Origin of the sequence: Companilactobacillus furfuricola (assembly GCF_003946325.1) — a bacterium.
In the GTDB taxonomy this organism is placed as follows: Bacteria; Bacillota; Bacilli; order Lactobacillales; family Lactobacillaceae; genus Companilactobacillus; species Companilactobacillus furfuricola.
On sequence record NZ_RHNT01000029.1, the window covers coordinates 1 to 19,616 of the forward strand.

The window sequence follows — 19,616 nt, forward strand, 5'->3', positions numbered from 1 at the left end:
CACCTTATTGACCTTACTTTTACCTTTATTATATTTATCTAAATAGCTCAAGATTTGATCTTTATCTTTAAAGCTTGGGGTTAATGGAACATCCATACGAAAAGTAGCGGTAGGAAGCCGAACACTCAGAATGTTTGTTATCTGAATATACGGTTTTCTACCGCTATTTTAAAATTCGTATTGGTTACGGACCTACTGATTCCTCAGAGGTTACCGACTTTTGCTAAGTCAATAATCTGCTGCTCAATTTGATCTCTGACCTTCCGAAAAACTACTATTCTATCCTGTTCGGATCCAGCTGCTAAAGCCGGGTCTGGAAGTGGCCAATGCTTTTTCTTGACCGTTGGTGGGGTGACTGGACAGCGATCACGAGCGTCTCCACATAAGGTGACAACTAGGTCACTGTGAAGCAAATAATCGGGATCTGGTCCCCTGTCAATAAAATAGACAATTTAAATAGAGACTTTTTTGTCCTATGCCACGACTAAATTTTGAATTTGAGTTTGATACTCATCTTCAAGTTGCTTTGGTGATTTGAATCCACAGTGACTGTGAATTCTAACTGTGTTGTAAAACGTTTCAATGTACTGAAAAACTAGTCGTTTAGCTTCGGAGTATGAATGGATTTTAAACCGATTTATCCATTCACGCTTAATCAAGGCATGAAACGACTCAATGCAGGCATTATCCCAAGGATAAACTTTCTTTGAATAGCTTAATGTCATGTTAGCTGTAACTTGATTGTAAGCTTCAGACGTAAACTGACTACCACGATCACTGTGCATGATTAATGGCTTGCTAATATGGCGACTGTGCTTAGTCTTTTCAATAAGTCGGATGACATTCGATACCTCCAAGGTTTCAGATAAGTCCCAACCAATGATCCGTCGGGAGTACAAGTCCATAATACTGGTTAAATAAACGAATCCGTCATGAACTGGAATATAAGTGGTGTCAATGCACCAAACGGCGTTTGGTCGCAATGGATTGAACTGCTCGTCTAAAATATTTATTAGCTGTTTATCAAACTTAGAATTGCGAGTGGTAGTCGTCCAAGGGGTTAGGTAAACGGCGTGAATGCCAAGTTCACGCATATACTTACCAACAGTTCGTTCAGCGATCTTATATCCTTTTGAGCGAAGTTCTTGGGTGATTTTGCCGGCACCGTAAATACAAAGGCTTTTGAGCCAAATTGCTTTAATTTCACCTTGAATAAACTTCTTCCGAAGCTTTCGCGGTGATTGGTGATTATGACGCTTTTCTCGTTGATAGTAACCACTTCTTGAGATTCCAACATAATCACACATACCATTGATGGAAGGGTGGGATTCCAAAGCGTGCTGAACGTCCATTTCTTGGTATATCTTTTCGGTAGTTACTTGCTCAGAATCCCGATTGATTTTTTTAATACTTCGATCGCTCCTTCAGCGTCACGAAGTTGACGCTTTAGTCGTGCAATCTCCTTGTCCTTATCGCTGGCAAAATTACCGGAGCCACGGCCAAACTCCCCAGTCTCAGTAAACAGCTTAATCCATTTATGTAATGTACTAGCCCCAATACCTAGATTCTTACTTATTTCATTCATGGTCATGTGATCCTTGTTATCTAAGTAATACTGAACGGCCTGTTCCTTAAATTCCTTGTCATAACTGTGCTTCGTCATTATTTGATCCTCCAATTTACTTCCTTAAGTATACTAAATCAGAGTCTCTATTTAACTTGTACACTTTTTATTCTAGGCCCATGTATCAAAACAAGCCATTAGGGAAAAAACTAGATGCAAACTTGAGTTGTTGTTAATTCGGGATATTTGCTGTTAAAGCAACATTCATTTGTGGCAACAACCAGAACCAAATCAATTATAGTTTAGCTTGAAGATTGATACCTAGTTTAAAAAACGACAAGAACGACAACCAAGTTTAAGCTTTGCTTGTCGATTGGTGTTATTGTCGTTTTTAACTTATAATTTAAGGCGGCAATTAACTGTAAAAGATGAACAGATTGCAACAGCAAATAGGATTGCTGACCAGGCGCAACAATTAGATTTAACTACTCACAAGCAAACACAACCTGACTTACCACAAAAAGTAACAGCTAAATCGGCAAATGAAGAAAAACATGGTTGGCTTTGGCGAATAACACATTAATACTGCTGGTTTTGTAATAATAGTAAAAAATCTAATTTCGTCCGAACGGCAATCTTTTTCATTATTCATGTGATACAATATAGATAATCGTCTATGTTTAATGTGGAGGAATTTACTGATGCACTATGAGTATAAAGATTTGGCATCACTTTTAAAGGTGGTTGCTGAACCTAACCGTCTTAAGATTCTAGAAATGCTGTCCTGTGGTGAGATGTGTGGGTGTGCTCCTATCCTAGTATTTGGTACATAAATTTCTGAACAGTTGTGCCATAATTAATAAAACAAGATAGGAGCATTCCAATGAAACGATATCAAGATGATTTTAAAGCCAGCATTGTGAAGATGCATCGTGAAGAGAAAAGATCTATTCGCTCGCTTTCCGAGGAATACGGTGTTTCTCCAGCCGCAATTCATAACTGGGTTAAAGGCGCTAAATCAGTTGAGCTAGAAGACGGTACTGAAGTAACGTCCAAAGAATTCAAACAACTTCAAAAGGAAAATCAGCGATTAAAGGAGGAACTTGAAATTTTAAAAGCTGCGGCGGTGTTACTGGGAAAGCATTAGGACGAATTAATTGCCTTGTCCTCATAGAAGATCAGTTATTGCGACACCGCTTATCAATTATTCTTTCGGCACTGAAATTACCGCGCAGCACCTATTACCATTGGAAAAGATATCAACCTAGTCAACACGAACGTGTTGATAATCAGCTCAAAGAAAAAATTAAATTGATTTGGGAAAATAATTATCGTGCCTATGGTTATCCACGAATAACGATGGTGCTTCGCAAGTCAGGCATCTGTGTTGGGTCAAACCGAATTTTACGATTAATGAGGGAAATGGAGATTCACTCTTTAATGAATCGGCGATTTAAAAAACCTGGCACTCATGTGGATCATTCACAACGCCCCAATTTAATCAAGCACCAGCCCAATGCAAGGATATGGCGTGCTGACATTACTTATTTGGAATTACGTCCAGGAACCTGGGTTTATCTCAGTTCTATTTACGAACCAAAGGTTCATCAAGTTCTTGCTTTCAAGATTGGTCATCGGATGGAGGCGACGTTAGTTGTAGAAACGATTAATCAGGCGCTTGAATGTTATCAAAAGCCACAATATTTTCACTCTGACATGGGTTCACAGTACACCAGCAACGAAGTTGAAACTTTACTTGAACGGCATCAGATTAGCCACTCATACTCAAAACAAGGTTATCCTTATGATAATGGGCCAATTGAAGCTTTTCACTCATTGTTGAAGAGAGAGTTTGCCTTTCAAACAACTTTTTCCAATTTTGAGGACTTGGTAATCCGAACCTCAAATTACATCAGTTGGTTTAATTCCGACAGAATTAGAACGAGTGTTTAGAAAAAGATGTGCCATTTATTGACATAGGAGCAGTGTGATATACTTGCACACTTTAACTTTACACAACCGACTCTATCCCACCATATGAGTATTCTGGAAAAAAGTGGATTAGTTAACGTAAGAAAAGATACTAAGTGGCACTATTATTCTTTAAATTCAAACAAAAAAGAAGGACTGATTAGTGAATTAACACAAATACTATCTAAAACTGACCATTGCATATGTAAGGATTCACATTCAAACTGTTAGCTTTTTTATTTTGCATTATACATAGAAATATCTATATGGAGGGCTATTATGCGTACTTCTAAAAATTTATCATTCATGGACCGTTATATGACCTTATGGGTATTTTTAGCTATGGCACTGGGAATTATTAACGGTTTAGCTTTTCCATCGCTCCCTAAAATAATTAATAGTTGGTCTATCGGTACAACATCAATTCCAATAGCAATAGGCTTAATATTAATGCTATATCCACCACTAACCAAAGTTAATTATGGCAAAATGGGTGATGTATTTAAGGACAAAAAGGAACTTGCTTTTTCATTAGTTCAAAATTGGATCGTTGGCCCTATTTTAATGTTTGCTCTTGCTGTTATCTTTCTACACAATTATCCAAACTATATGATTGGTTTAATCATGATCGGTTTAGCACGGTGTATTGCTATGGTTATTGTGTGGAATGAATTAGCGCAGGGTAATAACGATTATGCTGCTGGTCTAGTAGCTTTTAACTCAATTTTTCAGATTTTGCTATATTCCGTTTATGCATACTTCTTTATTAGTGTCTTACCAAAATTCTTTGGGCTACAAACACAGACAATTAATATTACAATGAGTGAAATTGCTAAAAGTGTTTTTATTTATCTTGGTATTCCTTTCATTTTGGGCATTGGTTCTCGTTACTTTATCATTAGCACAAAGGGTAAAGAATGGTTTGAAGATAAATATGTACCAAAAATAAGCAGAATTACTACTTGGGCTTTACTCTTTACAATAGTAGTGATGTTTTCTGTCAAGGGTGCAAAAGTAGTTCAACTACCAATGGACGCAATAAGAATTGCTGTTCCTTTATTACTATATTTTGTCTTAATGTTCTTCATAACCTTTTGGATTGCGAAAAAGACTAAAACTAGTTATTCAATTTCTGCGACACAATCTTTCACCGCTGCAAGTAATAACTTTGAATTAGCTGTTGCAGTAACAGTCGCTATATTTGGCTTGAATTCTGGAGAAGCATTTGCTGCCGTTATTGGCCCAATGGTTGAAGTACCGGTAATGATCTTATTAGTTGATGTAGCACTATGGATTAAAAGAAAATATTATGATTAAGGAGTAACCAAATGAAAAAAATCTATTTTCTCTGTACCGGGAATTCATGTCGAAGCCAAATGGCCGAAGGATACGCAAAAGAACTTTTTCCTTCCGATAAATTTGAAATTAGAAGTGCGGGCGTAGAAAAGCATGGTTTAAACAAAAATGCAGTACAAGTTATGGCAGAAGATGGTGTCGATATTAGTCAGCAGTATTCAAAACTGATTGATTTAAATTACTTCAATTCAGCTAATCTAATTGTTACTTTATGCGGTGATGCACGAGATAAATGTCCAGTTATTCCACCACAAGCTACAAGTATTCATTGGCCATTACCCGACCCTGCAAAAGCCACTGGAACAGAAAAAGAAAAACTACAAGCCTTTAGAAAAGTTCGAAACAAAATAAAAGATAATCTATTCGAACTTGTATAAAATTATAAATAGGGTCCATTTTTATATTATCGCCCCTATAAAAACTTATTAAAGCAACCCCTGTTATCTAACTACTAGATAACAGGGGTTGTTTTTTTGTTAGGTGCTATAATAGTACTTAAAAAACGAGGTCGATGATCACATGCCTAATCACATATTTATCAATCGAGAGTCCGGGAATGATAATATTTCAATATTCTATGACGAACCATCATTTGTGGTCATTGCGAATAAAGATGATCTAACTAGCATTCAGTTGATTGATGAGTCTAAAAAACCTGGTATCTATATATTGTTAGGTAATGATAAACGATATATAGGTCAAGCATCAAATGCTATTTTTAATCGGTTGCAGCAACACTATATTAATAAGCCTTGGTGGAATAAATTAATATTTTTTGGCCGTGAAGATGGCCATTTATCAAAAGCACAGTTAGATCTGCTAGAACGCAAAATAATTGAAAAAATGAAACGAGCAGAAATCGAACTAGATAATAATACCCAAGGTAATCAGAGCTATATTGATAAATTAAGCCAATTTTCTGCCTTATCATTGTTATCGAAAGTTGAACGGGTATTGATAGATATCGCAAATATTAACTTATTTGCTAGTGATGATACCGAATTTGATAGGGTGGACCCTACTCCAAACAACGATACTATTTCGGTTTTATTTGGTAGACAGCATTATACAGGAAGCTCTTACCGAGACGTCTTTATTAAATTAGTATCTACGCTTGTCTTGTCGTCAGATATAGCTAAATTAACGGATTTAATAAATTCGACTGAACCCAATACTGTACAAATAATAGGAACCCTAGAGCGCGTCTCAGGACAAGGTACAAAATTAACTAAAGCTATAGATTCCAGTAAATATCATGTCTATGTTAATTTTTCGAAAGATGCATTGTATAAAAAGATACAAATATTAGCTAATTTAACAAACAATAAAGTGACCTTTGAAAGGTGGTAAATTCTCTATGGTGCAACAAATAGTACTACCAATCAAAGACTCTAACGTCTTAAAAATGGTACAAGACACCTTATTAGATAGTTTTCGGGCGGGTCGTCGTAACTACACTATCTTTCAAGTCGGCAAAGCCACTCTACTACGCGTGAGTGATGTGATGACGTTAAAGAAATCCGATGTCTATAATCCAGATGGCTCTGTTAAACACACGGCCTTTATTCATGATAAAAAGACCGGCAAAGCAAATACACTATATTTAAAGCCCGTGCAACAAGACTTGCTGAAATATCATAATTGGCTGGTCCAAGAAAACATCAATTCGGATTGGTTATTTCCTTCAACGGCCCATTCAGACCGTCATATCACTGAGAAACAATTTTATAAGGTGATGGCACGAGTTGGTGATCTGTTAGGCATTAATTATCTAGGGACCCATACAATGCGCAAAACCGGTGCTTATCGCGTTTACACGCAATCAAATTATAATATTGGCTTAGTCATGAATTTGCTCAATCATTCCAGTGAGGCAATGACTTTAGCTTATTTAGGCTTAGACCAGGCTAGTACCGAAACGATGCTAGATCAAATTGATTTTGGTTAGGGGGGTGTTTTTATGGATTTAGATTTTGAAACCAACAAGTACGAGCTGTTTGATGATTGGCACCAAAACAAGATTAAACAAGCATTTACACAAAAATTGCAGCAACAAGCTCAAATTGAAAAAACACACCTGCCAAAATTATTGTCGCGTGAAGACTTAAAAATTCGTTGGCAGATGAACTCTCGTCAAAGTGTTATGCCTTCAAGTACGATATTCAGACAACACACCAGATTAAACGCCGCAACTAATAAAACAACAAAAAAGATCTCCCACACGAGGAGATCTCCAAAGGATAGAAACTATCCTTCAACACCATTTGACAAACTTCCAGAAAAACAAGAACATGGAGCTATTTGGAGATGGCTTCACGGAAAGGATTGATTAAATGGCACGAGTTGAAGGGTCTACGGATTTATGGGTGGATCACCTGTTAAATGATTCTAAGATTGATTTGGACTATCAAAGCTCTCACATAAAAAGTATTGATGATGCACTTCATACTGCCAGTAAAAAATTGAATGGGAAGTCTGGTTATCCCGAGTATGTTGGGGTCGTAAAGGACTATTTGCTGGTGATTGAAGATAAGGCTGATATTTCCAATCATGTTTATACTGATCACGATGTTATCACGACTGATGATCCGATGGTCGTTCCTAAATATGCGTTGAATGGGGCATTACATTATGCTCGGCATATTCTGGAACGTACTTCGTATAAGAAGTGTTTTGCCTTTGGGGTTTCAGGTAATGAGAAGTTGCATAAAATCACCCCAATGTTTGTTAACGAACGTGGTGACTATGATGTGCTACCAGACGTTGAGTCTTTTATTAGTTTTAACGAGAAAAACATTGATGAATACTATCTAAAAGAAGTCCTTCATGAGAATACCAACGAGGAAAAGACTACTGCTGATATTCTTAAAGATGCTGCTCAGCTCCACGAAGATTTACGGACATATGGTCAGTTAAAAGATGTTGATAAACCGTTGGTCGTATCTGGTATTCTTTTAGCTTTGCGTGAGGGAGAAGCTCGCAACTTTAGTATTGATTCATTAACCGGTGATACGGTTAACACTGATGGTGATAAGTTAATGGACGCTATTAAATCTAATTTACGGCGTTCTAATGTCCAACCACAGACCAAGTTAGATAAGTTATTGAGTCAGTTCAGTATCATCAAAGACTCAGCTAAGTTGAATACTAAAGATTCTCGACTTGGTATGACACCATTACGTTATTACACCGAGTTTATCAATCGTACTATTTATCAAGACATTCGTTATACAAACTCTGCAGAGGACTATCTGGGTCGGTTCTATGGTGAATTTATGAGTTATTCAGGTGGTGACGGTCAAAGTTTAGGTATTATTTTGACGCCTAAGCATATCACAGAACTGTTTTGTGATCTCGTAGACCTAAAGCCTACCGACCATGTATTTGACCCTACTTGTGGGACTGCTGGCTTTCTGATCGCTGCAATGCACAATATGCTTAAACAGGCCTCTGGTGACCAGCAGCGACGTGATATTCGTCGTAATCAGCTATATGGAATTGAACTACAAGACTATATGTTCACCATTGCAACGACAAACATGATTTTACGTGGAGATGGAAAATCAAATCTAAAAAATGAGGATTTTCTGCAACAACCAGCAACAAAACTCCAAACCGAAACAATGGCCAATGTTGGTATGATGAACCCACCATACAGTCAGGGTTCAAAAAAAGATCCTGATCAATATGAAATTAGCTTCATTAAGCATTTGTTGGATAGTGTCCTTCCTGATGGTCGTGTAGCTGTGATTATTCCACAATCTACAATGGTTGGTAAGTCCAAAGCCGAAAAGCAATACAAAGAGGCTATCCTGAAAGAGCATACTCTTGAGGGGGTTATAACGTGCAATCCTAACACTTTCTATGGTGTCGGTACTAACCCCGTGATTGCTGTATTTACTGCTCACGAGCCTCACCCTGCGGATAAACAGGTCAAGTTTATTGATTTTCGTGATGATGGTTATGAAGTTAGTCCTCATATTGGATTAGTCGTAACTTCACGAGTCAAGGACCGCAAACAATACTTATTAGATGTTTGGCATGATAACGTGGAAGCTCCAACAAAGTTCTGCGTTAAGTCAACGGTTAAACCAACGGACGAATGGTTGCACAGTTTCTATTACTTTAATGATGAAGTGCCGACCGATGCGGAATTTGACAAATCAATTAGTGATTATTTAGATTTTGAGTTTTCAATGATCATGGCTGGACGTGAATATTTGTTTAAGGATAAGAAGATTGGTGGTTATGATGAAACTGAATGACCAAAAATGGCGAGCATTTAATGCTACGGCAGATTGCAAGAAATAACTTGAACAAATTTAGTAACGCAGATTACGCAAAAAGATCTCAATCGGTGTTCGCCAATTTAAACATTTGAGTGGTCGGGAATTCAAATACCAGTTAATTTGAATCAATTCATCATCGGTAATCTCATCAATCGGTTGACCTTTGGGAATGAAGCGGCGTAGTACTCGGTTGCGATTTTCATTACTGCCTCGTTCATGTGGCGAATAAGCGTGCGCAAAGTACAGCGGAACACCGGCCTGTTCTTCAATCAAATTGTAGTTGGCGAATTCTTTCCCATGGTCAACAGTAAGGGTCTTGAGATTATCTCCTAACTGGTTAGCCAATTCTAAAATAGCCTTGGTCATTGAAGTACTATCTCGTCCATTAAGCCGTTTAACGATGGTAAGCCGACTCTTACGCTCGACAAACGTAGCTACTGCTTGACCTTTACGTTTTCCAGATAAAACTGTATCAGCTTCGAAGTGACCGAATTCCTGGCGAGTTTCGACTTTATGAGGCCGCTCCTCAATGGAGCGGCCGTGATTGAACGTACCACGCTTTTCTTTAGCACGATGACGACGAATTCCATGATCAGGCAAATCGGGCAACTGTATATCAAGCCATCCTTGATCAATCCAGTTATAGACCGTCTTGTAGGCAATCCCCACCACATGGGCAACTTGTTCAGGGGACCACTTCTGGACTTGAATCTTTTCCTCGATCAAGTGTTTAAGGTTTTTAGTGAGCGAAGACTTCCGCCCCCGTTGACTAACCTTTCGTTCAAAGTCAGTTTGCGCTAGCCCAGCCTGGTACTCACTATTTAGCCGGTGAAGTTCGTTAAAGATGGTGGTCTTACTAAAGTCTAAGTAGTTAGCGATGTATCGCAAGGAATGTCCTTCATTATGAAGCGTTTCAATGACAACACGGTTCTGGAATGATAAAATAGTGGTGCCCATAAAGGTCCTTCTTTCTAGTGGAATGTTGTGGTGACACCATTAAAGACCTTTATGGGTTTTTCTGTCCACTAATATGTTCAACTTAAATTTTACAATCTACCCTACTGATATATTTGACCATATTCAACGTGGAAAAAGGCTTAAAAATGCTGACCATATTCCAGGAAATTGGCCATATGTTTCTTCAAGCGCATTGAATAATGGAGTTGCAGATTGGATTAAACCTACAGAAAATAGTCGGGTTTTTGGTGAAAGTATTAGTTTAGCTAATAGTGGATCAGTTGGAACAGCATTCTATGAACCTTTTGATTATGTTGCAAGTGATCATATAACTAGCTTTCACTTGGGAAATGGCTCTAAATATATATATTTGTTTATGGCAGCGTGTTTAGAGAAACAAAAACATAATTTTAGTTTTAATCGAGAAGTTAACGAGGCTCGTTTGAAACGTCTAGGGATTATGCTTCCAGTTAACGATAAGGGACAACCTGATTATGATTTTATGTCTGATTATGTACGCGAAAGGCTGAGCCAAAAACGGCAATCTTATTTAGATTATGTTCATGATCGATTAGCAGAATTGGGAACAGTTCAGTCATTGCCTGCCATTAACTCAGTGGACTGGAAGCCTTTTGTGATTAGTGAATTGTTTTCTAAATTGGTTGGCGGTAAAGGTAAAGGATTGGTGCATTTGCGCCAAGTTGATTCTGGTGGTATTGAATATTTGGGTGCTACTAATCGTAATAATGGTGTTTTATGCCGTGTTGCATTAGATGACGTGTCTAAGCCTATGGTTCAGTCAGGAAATTGTATTGGCTTTATAAAAAATGGTGATGGCGCTGCTGGATATGCCGTTTATAAAAAGGAGCCGTTTATCTCAACGACTGATGTTATTTATGGATATGCTGACTGGTTAAATCCATATACGGGATTGTTCTTTGTTGGAAGTCAGGATTTGATTAGACCTAAATATGGACATGGATATAAGCGAAATGCTCGCCATTTGCGAGTCGATAAGGTTATGTTGCCTGCTATGTCGGATGGTACCCCTGACTATAAATACATGGAACAATACGTTAAAAACAAGATGATCCAGAAGTACAATAACTATTTGCAATACATTAATGCGCGTTAATTATTTGAATTAGGAATTGTGCAAAATGATGCACTCACGATCTAATAGTGATAGAAGAATGAAATCATGTCTTAATGATTATGGCGAATATAAAAACCAGCTACCGTTTTAAACTTTGATCAAGTTCGGATTCGGGTTGTTTGATTCCTGGATTCTGTTCAGCAAATGCTTGCAGCTGTTTTTGAGTTCGCTTACTGATTTTCTGGTGTACATCATTTAATTTATTTTTTAGTTCTGATTTTTGTTGTGGATTCGTTGCTTGCTGAACTTGTTGTTGCAAGCTTTGGTAGGACTTATTAAGATCATGGGCTGATAGCTTTTTTAGATCATGCTCAGGTTCTTTTTGGGCTTCTTGTAAGCCTAATTGTTTGGTTAACCCGTCACTAAGCTCAATCACTTTGTTGCTAACTTGCTGGATCTCACTTAAAGCACTATGGATCACGGCTTTATCTTTAGCCCAGGTGGCCACGTAACCGAGTGAGTAGTTGCTGGTATCAACGCCAATATTTTGCATGGCAACATATGCGACCGCTTCGGCTTGCGTTTCTTGATAGGCTCGCGGTCGATCTTTAAAGGCTGATTTTAGGCCGTGTAGCTGGCTATGCGCATATTCGTGATATAACGTCTTTAGTTTCAAAGCATTGTCGGGCTCATCGCCACCAATGACGATTTCATTAGTGCTGGGTTGAAAATACCCCTTAGCCCCATTTAGCGTCGCTAAAGGCACTTCACTGACTTTAAGGTCGGTTTGCTGGTTTAAATAATCTTTGAACGCGTTATATAAGCTTGTCACATTCTGATGATCGGCCAAATTTTCTTTGACAAAGTCTTTAGCACTTAACACTGGTTCACCGCTAGTTTGTGCCACATCAAAGACGGGTAGATAGCGATAACCGACAATGGCGCGCTCATCGGTGGTATCAAGATGCTTCTGCTCAGCAGGTGTTAATTTCTTAATAATAGGTGCCGCAATTCGAATGGATTTAGCACCCTTAATTGACGGTGCGGTTAAAAGCCGTCTGCCATTGCTTAAAGCCCGCGACTTGAGTGGCTTGCGGATTTTGCGCATAAATCAAATCAATGTTTCTGGCGCTATAATGATGAAATTTAGCCAGGGTATTAAGATACTGTTTAAATCGGTCACTATCAGTTAATTTTAGGATTTGCTGTTCGGCTTGGGCGACTAATTGTGCTTTCCAGGCTTTAACGTCTGCTTTACTCGGCATTGTCTACCCCTCCTCATCTTCAAAAATATCATTCAATATAGGGGCTACGTTGATTTGAATCGGGGTCGTGCCATAAAGGGCGATGTAGCCATCAGCTAATTTTTGCCAGGCTACTTGATAATAAGCGCCGTTACCAGTGATTTCTTTTAAATACTTGTAGGTTCCTTTAGCTTGCAAAACGGGTAATTCACTGGCTAAAACTGCTAATTCGTTGTTCATTCTATGATCTCCTTTGCTTTGCTAATCTCACCCGTTGTTTGGGTTTACTTTTAGGGTTGTAAAAGTGAACCTAAATGACGGGTTCACCAACCGGAACGTAGTGTAGGGCGGTAGGCAGGTTCTAATCAAAATCAAAACTTAATTTATGGCCGTCAAGCTTTAACTTGGCGTCAAACGACTTTCCTTTTTTGCTCTTGAACCCCTTTAGTTTACTGGTTTCACCCTTAGTGATTAAGGCTTTGATCGCAGTTTTACCGAGGGTTTTACTGCTCCATTTCTTGGGCAGGGTAAAGTCTTCGCCTTGCTTAGGCTTTACAATGTAAAACTTCTTTTTATTTAAAACGGTCGCTTGCGGTGTTTCTAAGAAGACCTCGGCGGCTTTTTGGGCTTGCTGCTGATGATCGATTTGTTGCTTAATGGCTGCACTGCCAGTTAATTGCGTGGGAACATCAGCGATCAACTTCGCCACAAACTTTTTGATTTGGTTCAAAAAGTTATCCGGGGTACGTTCTTCGGTACTAATTTGCTGTAACGCTTGCTCCCATTTCGCTGTCATCTCTGGGCTAGTTAGCAAGGGTTCGAGTTCGACCGCTTTACATAATGTGATCCCAGCTTCACTGACGTGGAGTTTGTTCTTTTCAGTGACGAGATAGCCGCGCTTCTTTAACACTTCTAGCACATTGGCCCGGGTCGCACTTGTCCCAATTCCTTGCACATCTTTAAGAATCGCTTGGGCTTCTTCATCATCAAGTGTTTTACCGGCCGTCTTCATGGCTGTGATTAATGTCCCTTCGGTAAACGGTACTGGTGGGGTCGTTTCTTTTTGCGGCGTTTGCAGATTTGCTTGAACTTGGTCGCCTTGGTGAACGATCGGTAGGGTGGCTGCCTCTTGCTGGTCGGCTTTGTGATCATCAAATAAAGCTTGCCAACCTTGCTTAGTTGGCACCTTACCGGTTGCTTTAAAATTGGCGTCGCCAACCTGGGTGATAATGGTGGTTTCTTCGTACTCGTACGGATCAGCAAACATCGCTAACGTCGTTCTTAAAACCAAGTCATAGACTTGTTGCTGTAATTTAGGTAAGGCAGCTAATTGATCTTTAGTCGGGACGACTTTAGTCATGATAATGGCGTAGTGTTCTTCAACTTTTTTTCCATTGACATAACGCTGGTTTGGTGTGGTATTGGTTAAAGCGACTTGCTTAGAGACTAACCCCAGATACTTCGTCAGATTAGCCACTAAATACTCAAATTCTTCATTAGTGATATAAGCACAATCCGTTCGGGGATAACTCAACAACTTGGCTTCATATAAACTTTGAATAGCCGCTAAGGTTTGGCTGGCACTGGCATGATACCGTTTATTCATCGCACTTTGCAGACTGGATAGCGAGAATAGTTGGGGACTGGCACTCTTTTTAGCCTGCTTTTGCACGTCCTTGATTAAACCACCCTGTGAGCCTTTCTGAACGTGTTTAGCTTGCATGAATGTCATTAGCCCTGTTTCGTTTTTAAACCGCTGATAGGGGTCTAATTTTGCGGCTAATTTTTGCTGATTAGCTAAAATTTCCGCATTTAGCTCAAAATAAGGTTCCGGCTTAAAGTTTTTGATTACCTGGTCCCTTTGATAGACCATATACAAGGTTGGCGTCTGCACGCGACCAATTGAGTATACCCCGCGTACCCCATTTTGTCTTAATAACAAAGTATATAAGGGACTACCATTCATACCGATCAACCAATCACTAATTTGACGGGTTTGGGCTTCTTTATAAGCCAAATAGTCTTTGTGCCAGTCACCAAGATTTTTAAAGCCGGTAATAATAGCGTCTTTTTCCAAACTATTCAACCATAGCCGCTTAATGGTCTTCTTTTTAACGTCAATCTGGGCTTGGCTCATGATTGACCAGGCAATATTAGAGCCTTCCCGACCACTATCGGTGGCAACAATAATGGTATCGGCCTTCGTTAACAGGTCTTTGACGATCCCGTATTGATCCTTTTTACTAGCTGACACTTCAAACTTGTATTTATCAGGGAAAATCGGTAAATTAGATAAGGCCCATTGCCGGTATTTCTGATCGTATTTATCCGGTGTGGCTAGTTCAACTAAATGTCCGAGACCATACGTGACAAGCGTATTATCGGGCAAAACAGGGTCACTAACCGTATAGTAACCCTGTTTTTTTGTGCTCTTTTGAAAAGCTTGGACGTATGAACGGGCTTGACTGGGTTTTTCAGCTAAGATAACAGTGGTCATGTTCGTTCACTCCTTATGATTCAGTTTTTGATCTAATTCTGTTTTGCCTTGTTCAGCCGACTTTAACCATTCTTGCCGGCGTAATGCTTGCCGCTGATCGATGACTTGTTGCTTCAAATATTGTCGGTAGCGATTAATGGCCCTAATATCCGCATACGCTGACCAGCGAAATAATAACCCACCAAATATTAAGATAAACGCCATTAGTGCTGTACCAACAAAATCGGTCTTGTCAGAAGTAAACAGTTCATGGTACAGGTCTATTAACATAAGATATAGGCCCATTAAATAGAAAATAATACTGGCAAAACTATCGAAATAGTACGACAGTTTTGTGCGCCTTGGCGGTATCGTGAAGGGGTCAGTTTGCATGTCCTTTTTAATTTTTTTAAGTAACCAGTGCCAAATTCTTTTCATGACGCCCCCCCTTAACGGCTACGAAAATAATTTTGAACCATTCTCATGGCACCCATGCCAGCACTCTTAGTGACACCAGTTGAAGCCCAGAAGTCTTTAACGGCATCAGGCGTTTTAACAACCAGAAAGCCAAAACCAATTGAAGCAATAAAGGCAATAAACCCGTATTTAGCCATATTAGTAAAACACCACACTGATAATGACATACAAAGCACCTGGCTAATAATGGAAGCATTGTAATAAATGTACTTCTTCCACCACGTACCACTATAATCAAAGCTTTCAGTCGCCATGCTCATTGCAGCTAAAGGAATTGTCAGATTATACCAAGCCATATCGGCCACAAAAACACACATTTTGATAAAGAACACGACGGTTACAACGGTAAAAATGAGTAAGAATAAAATTTGTAAGGGAAGTGAAACGCCAACATTTTTTAATCCGGGGATTTTATTCATGCCGGTAATTGATTTAGCAGTGAACTGCTGATCAGAACTAAACATATACTTTAGCAGGGGCAAGGTAATTGAACCTTGAATAAAGCCCTGTAAGAACACGAAGACCGGGATCACGGCCGCTGATTTAATTCCGTCCATGATGATATTAGCCCAAGTGACATCGGTACTTTCATCTGCCTCTTTTAGAATTGTCATCACAATGCGGCCAAGGACGACCACAACGACTAACGATGTCGCAAAGGACAGGAAGATGGCATACCACGTTTTAACAACTGGCAAGCTTTGATTGGCTTGGTCAATAATGGCCTTGCAGATGTTGAATAAGCCGTCCAACAAACCAGACAGTGCCCATTCAAAAAACTTAGCAATCGCTCCCTGAACCAGTCCTGAAATATCACCTAAAACAAACATATCTATCACTTCCTTTTTTGCAATTCAAAGCTTCCTAATCCGTCATCTGCTTTGGCAGTTTTATTTATTGCTTTAGCTTTATAACCATCGCTAATTTGAGTTAATTCAAATTTTTGATTCTTCTCATCATCAGTATTTACTTTTAAATATTCTTTACCAGAAGTATTACTGACTGAATAATTGGCATTTACATTCATCAAGGGGCTTTCAATAATCATTGTTTTTTTATTAAATTGGGTTTTGTAGCTTTGTCCTTTTTGGTTGAGATACCATTTATTACTTTGCAAATCCTGTGCTGTAGACTTCCCACAAGCGGTAAGTCCAACAACAATCAGTAACACTGTCATCACAGCGATTATATATTTCCGATATTTTTTCATTAATATGTCCTCCATTATCCAAGCATCTTCTTATGTCTAGACTCTAATTCTTGATCGATATTGTCCTGCAATTTGTCTTCTTCGTCATCGGTTGTTTGATCGTCTTTTTTTGCTTGGTGTTGTGCTTTAACTGTCTGATCCCACTTATCTACCTTATTCTTAAAGTTGGTTTCCTGGCTGGCTTCTGGTTGGCCTTGATACTCATTCTGCGACAAGTTAACCAAATGATCGGCTCCTGGAAATAGTTTAAATTGGAACGCTTTTGTAGCTTTGACCGGCCGCGCATTACTAAAGATTAATAAGCTCTGATCTTCGGGCATCCGCATAATTTCATCAGGGGTCATGAGCGAACGGCTCGTATAGCTGTAACTATCGCTCTTGCTATGGCTCTCTTCCTTGCTGTGACTAGTACTTTCACTACCGGTTTCCACTTTTACGGTTGATTTACCTAACAGATCACTAAAGTATTTAGCGGTCACGTCATTGGCGGCATTCAAGCAAATTTTAACGGCATGATTACCTAAGATACTCTCGGCTTTATCCTTGCCATACAAGGCTTGTAGCTGGGTTAAGGTTTGACAAATCGTCGTCACGCCAATGCCGTACCCCCGGCACGTCGCCAGAAATTCTTCGTATTTAGGAAACTTCCCTAAATTGACAAATTCATCAAGGATAAAGTCGACTTGGTGGGGCAATTTAGCGTGATGATCGGCGGCTAATTTGTATAATTCATCAAATAATTGTGAGAAAAACAGATTGATGAAGCTTTCATAGGTATTATCCATCACCGGAATAATCACATATAGCACAACTTTGGCGTTGCCAATCTCTTTTAAATCAAAATCTGAAAAGCTGGTAAAATCGGCCACTTCTTTGTCGACGAACTTCGAAATGGTCGCCAACAGGCTTTCAATAATGCTGGCTTTCATTTCCCCTTTGGCCTTTTTGAAACCTAACTCATAAGCGCGTCTCGCTGGATCAGACATGGTTAGATCAAGAAATAAGGTGTCTAACGGACTATCTGCACCCTTTTCCTCGGCTTCCACATCGTTTTCTTGTAAGACTTGCGTTACGCCCGCCAAATTTCGTTGCTCTGGTGACCGGTGGTTCATGACAAACAGGATTAGTGCCTTCAAAAGTTGCCGTTGGGTACTGAACCACACGTCTTTTTTACCTTCGGCATTTTCACTCTGGACGATCTTTGTTGCCACGGTTTCAGCTTGAATATCCCGTTGAATATAATCAAAAGGATTGTAGCGATCACTATGCGCCATGTTTGCAAAGTTGACGACATGCACTTGATAACCCTGGGCTAGTTTGATACCGGCCGTCTTTTCGTATAATTCACCTTTCGGATCAGTTACGACAATGCTGTTCTCCGTTTCGTTAAACAGGTTGGTAATGACGACTGATTGGGTCTTATATGATCCAGGGCCCCCAACCACAAAGATATTCCGATTGGGTTTGGTGCTGTTATTCTGGTAAACAATCCGTTTATCCACGATCCCTAAAATCGTCCCATTCATGTTAATCTCCCCCTTTCGCTGACTTTTCTCGATCCACTAATGATTTGAGAATTTCTGCCTTGGTACTCTTGTTAAATGCTGTGGTGAGGTCTTTGGCATTGATACTAAAGTAATGGTCACTCAATTCTTTTAAATTCCCCCAGGTCGCACTCCCGTGGGTTTCAGTGTCCGCAGTTTTCCACGCTTTGTGCTTGCTATTGCGTTTCAAAGCAAAATAAATGGTGTATAGGACCACAGCGATACTGACGATAATTAATACCGGGTTCTTTTGCCCCAAATACAAACTGTAATAGTGCCAAGGGTGTAAGACTAACTGTTTTAACACCGTTGGCATATGATCCGCAAATGCCAACTTATAGCGGGACAAGGCCATGACAGAGCCAGCTAAAATCTCCGCTAAATACAAGCCAATGATTAGTGTTAGTGAATACGGCCAACTAGCTTTAATGCTGTTTAATAATTTGTCTTTCATCTAATCACCTACTATCTGTTTAATTCTTTGTTGGTTGGTACCGGTGTACCGTTGCTTACCACAGATCAAGGTTGGGACTGACGTTAATTGATATTTTTGAATATATTGCCGATTCTGCGGTTGGTTCATGTTAATCAAGATAATGTTGTGACTGATGACATTATGCCAATAAATTTGATGGAAAATAGACTGACAATCCGGGCAATCATCGCGATAGAAGAACAACACTTTTTCAGGGTGCTTAGCCAGCGTCACAACTGGCCGCTGTTTTTCCACGTGATTCACGTATTGATGACTAGCAAAACCACTAACGGCTAAAACCACCACGATTACCGCTAGGGCCTTACCAACCCGCTTAATTAAGGTCACTGGCTTTAAAGCTACTACCTAAATTTTGGACTGCGGTGATTCGATCCGTGGTGGTATCGAAAGTCACTTGATAAAGTACCGTCGCCTTTTGCCAGTCGTTGTCGCCACTCTTACTTTCGTAACTGACAACGGCCAAGCCTTTCATATTTTGCCCCTGCTTACTTTGCGTATACAGGTTCAGTTGATTTAACTTAGCTGAAACACTATTGCTATCACCATACGTGCCCTTATTTGAAAAGTATTGCTGATATAGCTTGTCGGAAATCAAGTCTTTCACGCCATCTTTACGCTGTCCGTAGGTCTTGGGCTTAAAGTTGTTCATGACCTTAAAGAACTTGGTGACTACCGTATTAAAGCTAAGTTCAGCCTGACTTTTGTCTTTATTATTTTGGTAGGTCTTATAACTGTCAATTTGGGTGCTCAATAACTGCTTTTGTTGGTTGGTTTTAGTCAATTGCTGACTAACTTGTCGCTTCTGCTGTTGTAGGCGACTGATCTGTTGTTGCGCCTGCTTAACTTGGCTATGTTGATAGGCATTCGTTCCTAATGACATAATTAAGATCAAACTACCAAGTGCAATACTTAAAACCACGCTACGCTTCATTTGTT

The 19,616-nt window shown here is 39.4% G+C and carries 22 protein-coding genes and 3 pseudogenes; 11 read left to right on the top strand and 14 right to left on the bottom strand.

The features are described from left to right. Positions 1 to 203: 203 nt before the first annotated feature. The 3 genes and pseudogenes from EKM78_RS08220 to EKM78_RS08230 all read right to left on the bottom strand — a co-directional run. Positions 204 to 425, bottom strand: a pseudogene (locus EKM78_RS08220) (low molecular weight phosphatase family protein); the annotation flags it as partial. A gap of 48 nt (positions 426 to 473) precedes the next feature. Next, a complete protein-coding gene (locus EKM78_RS08225; RefSeq protein ID WP_125771211.1) occupies positions 474 to 1,352 on the bottom strand; it encodes an IS3 family transposase in 879 nt (292 codons plus the stop codon). A 23-nt stretch (positions 1,353 to 1,375) separates the two neighbouring features. After that, positions 1,376 to 1,663, bottom strand: coding sequence for a transposase (locus EKM78_RS08230; protein WP_003688751.1), 288 nt, complete (start codon positions 1,661 to 1,663; stop codon positions 1,376 to 1,378). A 283-nt stretch (positions 1,664 to 1,946) separates the two neighbouring features. On the opposite strand from EKM78_RS08230, the gene EKM78_RS08235 reads away from it, so the two are divergent. The 10 genes and pseudogenes from EKM78_RS08235 (at position 1,947) to EKM78_RS08285 (ending at position 9,156) form a co-directional block, all read left to right on the top strand. After that, positions 1,947 to 2,147, top strand: a complete 201-nt coding sequence (locus tag EKM78_RS08235; RefSeq protein WP_010625606.1) for a DUF536 domain-containing protein — start codon at positions 1,947 to 1,949, stop codon at positions 2,145 to 2,147. Positions 2,148 to 2,265: 118 nt separating this feature from the next. Further along, a pseudogene (locus EKM78_RS13115) lies at positions 2,266 to 2,370 on the top strand (ArsR/SmtB family transcription factor); the annotation flags it as partial. Between the two features lie 77 nt (positions 2,371 to 2,447). Continuing rightward, positions 2,448 to 3,517, top strand: a protein-coding gene (locus EKM78_RS08245) for an IS3-like element IS1163 family transposase (RefSeq protein WP_125771213.1) whose coding sequence is annotated in 2 segments (ribosomal slippage) — positions 2,448 to 2,676 and positions 2,676 to 3,517 — 1,071 coding nt in all. Because the reading frame shifts where the segments join, the coding sequence is not laid out codon by codon here. Positions 3,518 to 3,556: 39 nt separating this feature from the next. After that, positions 3,557 to 3,766: an ArsR/SmtB family transcription factor gene (locus tag EKM78_RS08250; protein WP_125771253.1), complete on the top strand. Its 210-nt coding sequence runs from the start codon at positions 3,557 to 3,559 to the stop codon at positions 3,764 to 3,766. Between the two features lie 48 nt (positions 3,767 to 3,814). After that, entirely contained in the window at positions 3,815 to 4,852 is a 1,038-nt protein-coding gene (arsB, locus tag EKM78_RS08255) for an ACR3 family arsenite efflux transporter (RefSeq protein ID WP_125771214.1), read from the top strand. 11 nt (positions 4,853 to 4,863) lie between these two features. Next, entirely contained in the window at positions 4,864 to 5,268 is a 405-nt protein-coding gene (gene arsC / locus EKM78_RS08260) for an arsenate reductase (thioredoxin) (protein ID WP_125771217.1), read from the top strand. Between the two features lie 142 nt (positions 5,269 to 5,410). Beyond that, a complete protein-coding gene (locus tag EKM78_RS08265; RefSeq protein WP_125771219.1) occupies positions 5,411 to 6,241 on the top strand; it encodes a GIY-YIG nuclease family protein in 831 nt (276 codons plus the stop codon). 7 nt (positions 6,242 to 6,248) lie between these two features. Then, positions 6,249 to 6,839, top strand: coding sequence for a site-specific integrase (locus EKM78_RS08270; protein ID WP_125771221.1), 591 nt, complete (start codon positions 6,249 to 6,251; stop codon positions 6,837 to 6,839). 12 nt (positions 6,840 to 6,851) lie between these two features. Further along, a complete protein-coding gene (locus tag EKM78_RS13370; protein ID WP_342768451.1) occupies positions 6,852 to 7,220 on the top strand; it encodes a hypothetical protein in 369 nt (122 codons plus the stop codon). A gap of 4 nt (positions 7,221 to 7,224) precedes the next feature. Then, on the top strand, positions 7,225 to 9,156 hold the full coding sequence (locus tag EKM78_RS08285; RefSeq protein ID WP_125771223.1) for an HsdM family class I SAM-dependent methyltransferase: 1,932 nt from the start codon (positions 7,225 to 7,227) through the stop codon (positions 9,154 to 9,156). 57 nt (positions 9,157 to 9,213) lie between these two features. Here EKM78_RS08285 and EKM78_RS08290 read toward each other — a convergent pair whose 3' ends face one another. Further along, positions 9,214 to 10,137 (bottom strand): IS30 family transposase, encoded by a 924-nt coding sequence (locus tag EKM78_RS08290; RefSeq protein ID WP_057905303.1) that lies wholly within the window; start codon positions 10,135 to 10,137, stop codon positions 9,214 to 9,216. 73 nt (positions 10,138 to 10,210) lie between these two features. Between EKM78_RS08290 and EKM78_RS08295 the strand changes: the two genes are divergently transcribed. Then, positions 10,211 to 11,272: a restriction endonuclease subunit S gene (locus EKM78_RS08295; RefSeq protein ID WP_125771225.1), complete on the top strand. Its 1,062-nt coding sequence runs from the start codon at positions 10,211 to 10,213 to the stop codon at positions 11,270 to 11,272. 100 nt (positions 11,273 to 11,372) lie between these two features. Here the strand turns inward: EKM78_RS08295 and EKM78_RS08300 are convergent. From EKM78_RS08300 to EKM78_RS08345, 10 genes and pseudogenes are all read right to left on the bottom strand, one after another. Then, positions 11,373 to 12,498, bottom strand: a pseudogene (locus EKM78_RS08300) (ArdC-like ssDNA-binding domain-containing protein). A 3-nt stretch (positions 12,499 to 12,501) separates the two neighbouring features. Beyond that, the gene (locus EKM78_RS08305) at positions 12,502 to 12,717 is read right to left on the bottom strand and encodes a hypothetical protein (RefSeq protein ID WP_014564417.1); all 216 of its coding nucleotides are present in this window, start codon (positions 12,715 to 12,717) and stop codon (positions 12,502 to 12,504) included. 121 nt (positions 12,718 to 12,838) lie between these two features. After that, positions 12,839 to 14,974 carry a type IA DNA topoisomerase gene (locus EKM78_RS08310; protein WP_125771227.1) on the bottom strand — a complete coding sequence of 712 codons (2,136 nt, stop codon included), beginning with the start codon at positions 14,972 to 14,974 and terminating at the stop codon, positions 12,839 to 12,841. Between the two features lie 6 nt (positions 14,975 to 14,980). Further along, entirely contained in the window at positions 14,981 to 15,391 is a 411-nt protein-coding gene (locus EKM78_RS08315) for a hypothetical protein (RefSeq protein ID WP_125771229.1), read from the bottom strand. Positions 15,392 to 15,402: 11 nt separating this feature from the next. Further along, positions 15,403 to 16,260, bottom strand: coding sequence for a conjugal transfer protein TrbL family protein (locus EKM78_RS08320; protein WP_125771231.1), 858 nt, complete (start codon positions 16,258 to 16,260; stop codon positions 15,403 to 15,405). A 5-nt stretch (positions 16,261 to 16,265) separates the two neighbouring features. Further along, the gene (locus tag EKM78_RS08325) at positions 16,266 to 16,640 is read right to left on the bottom strand and encodes a hypothetical protein (RefSeq protein ID WP_047674914.1); all 375 of its coding nucleotides are present in this window, start codon (positions 16,638 to 16,640) and stop codon (positions 16,266 to 16,268) included. A gap of 14 nt (positions 16,641 to 16,654) precedes the next feature. Then, positions 16,655 to 18,166, bottom strand: coding sequence for a VirD4-like conjugal transfer protein, CD1115 family (locus tag EKM78_RS08330; protein WP_125771233.1), 1,512 nt, complete (start codon positions 18,164 to 18,166; stop codon positions 16,655 to 16,657). A 1-nt stretch (position 18,167) separates the two neighbouring features. Next, entirely contained in the window at positions 18,168 to 18,638 is a 471-nt protein-coding gene (locus EKM78_RS08335; protein ID WP_125771235.1) for a conjugal transfer protein, read from the bottom strand. Next, a complete protein-coding gene (locus EKM78_RS08340; protein ID WP_125771237.1) occupies positions 18,639 to 19,007 on the bottom strand; it encodes a thioredoxin domain-containing protein in 369 nt (122 codons plus the stop codon). It lies immediately after the preceding gene. Next, positions 18,994 to 19,611, bottom strand: a complete 618-nt coding sequence (locus EKM78_RS08345) for a hypothetical protein (RefSeq protein WP_039106721.1) — start codon at positions 19,609 to 19,611, stop codon at positions 18,994 to 18,996. The genes EKM78_RS08340 and EKM78_RS08345 overlap by 14 nt, the downstream gene beginning before the upstream one ends. Between the last annotated feature and the right edge of the window lie 5 nt (positions 19,612 to 19,616).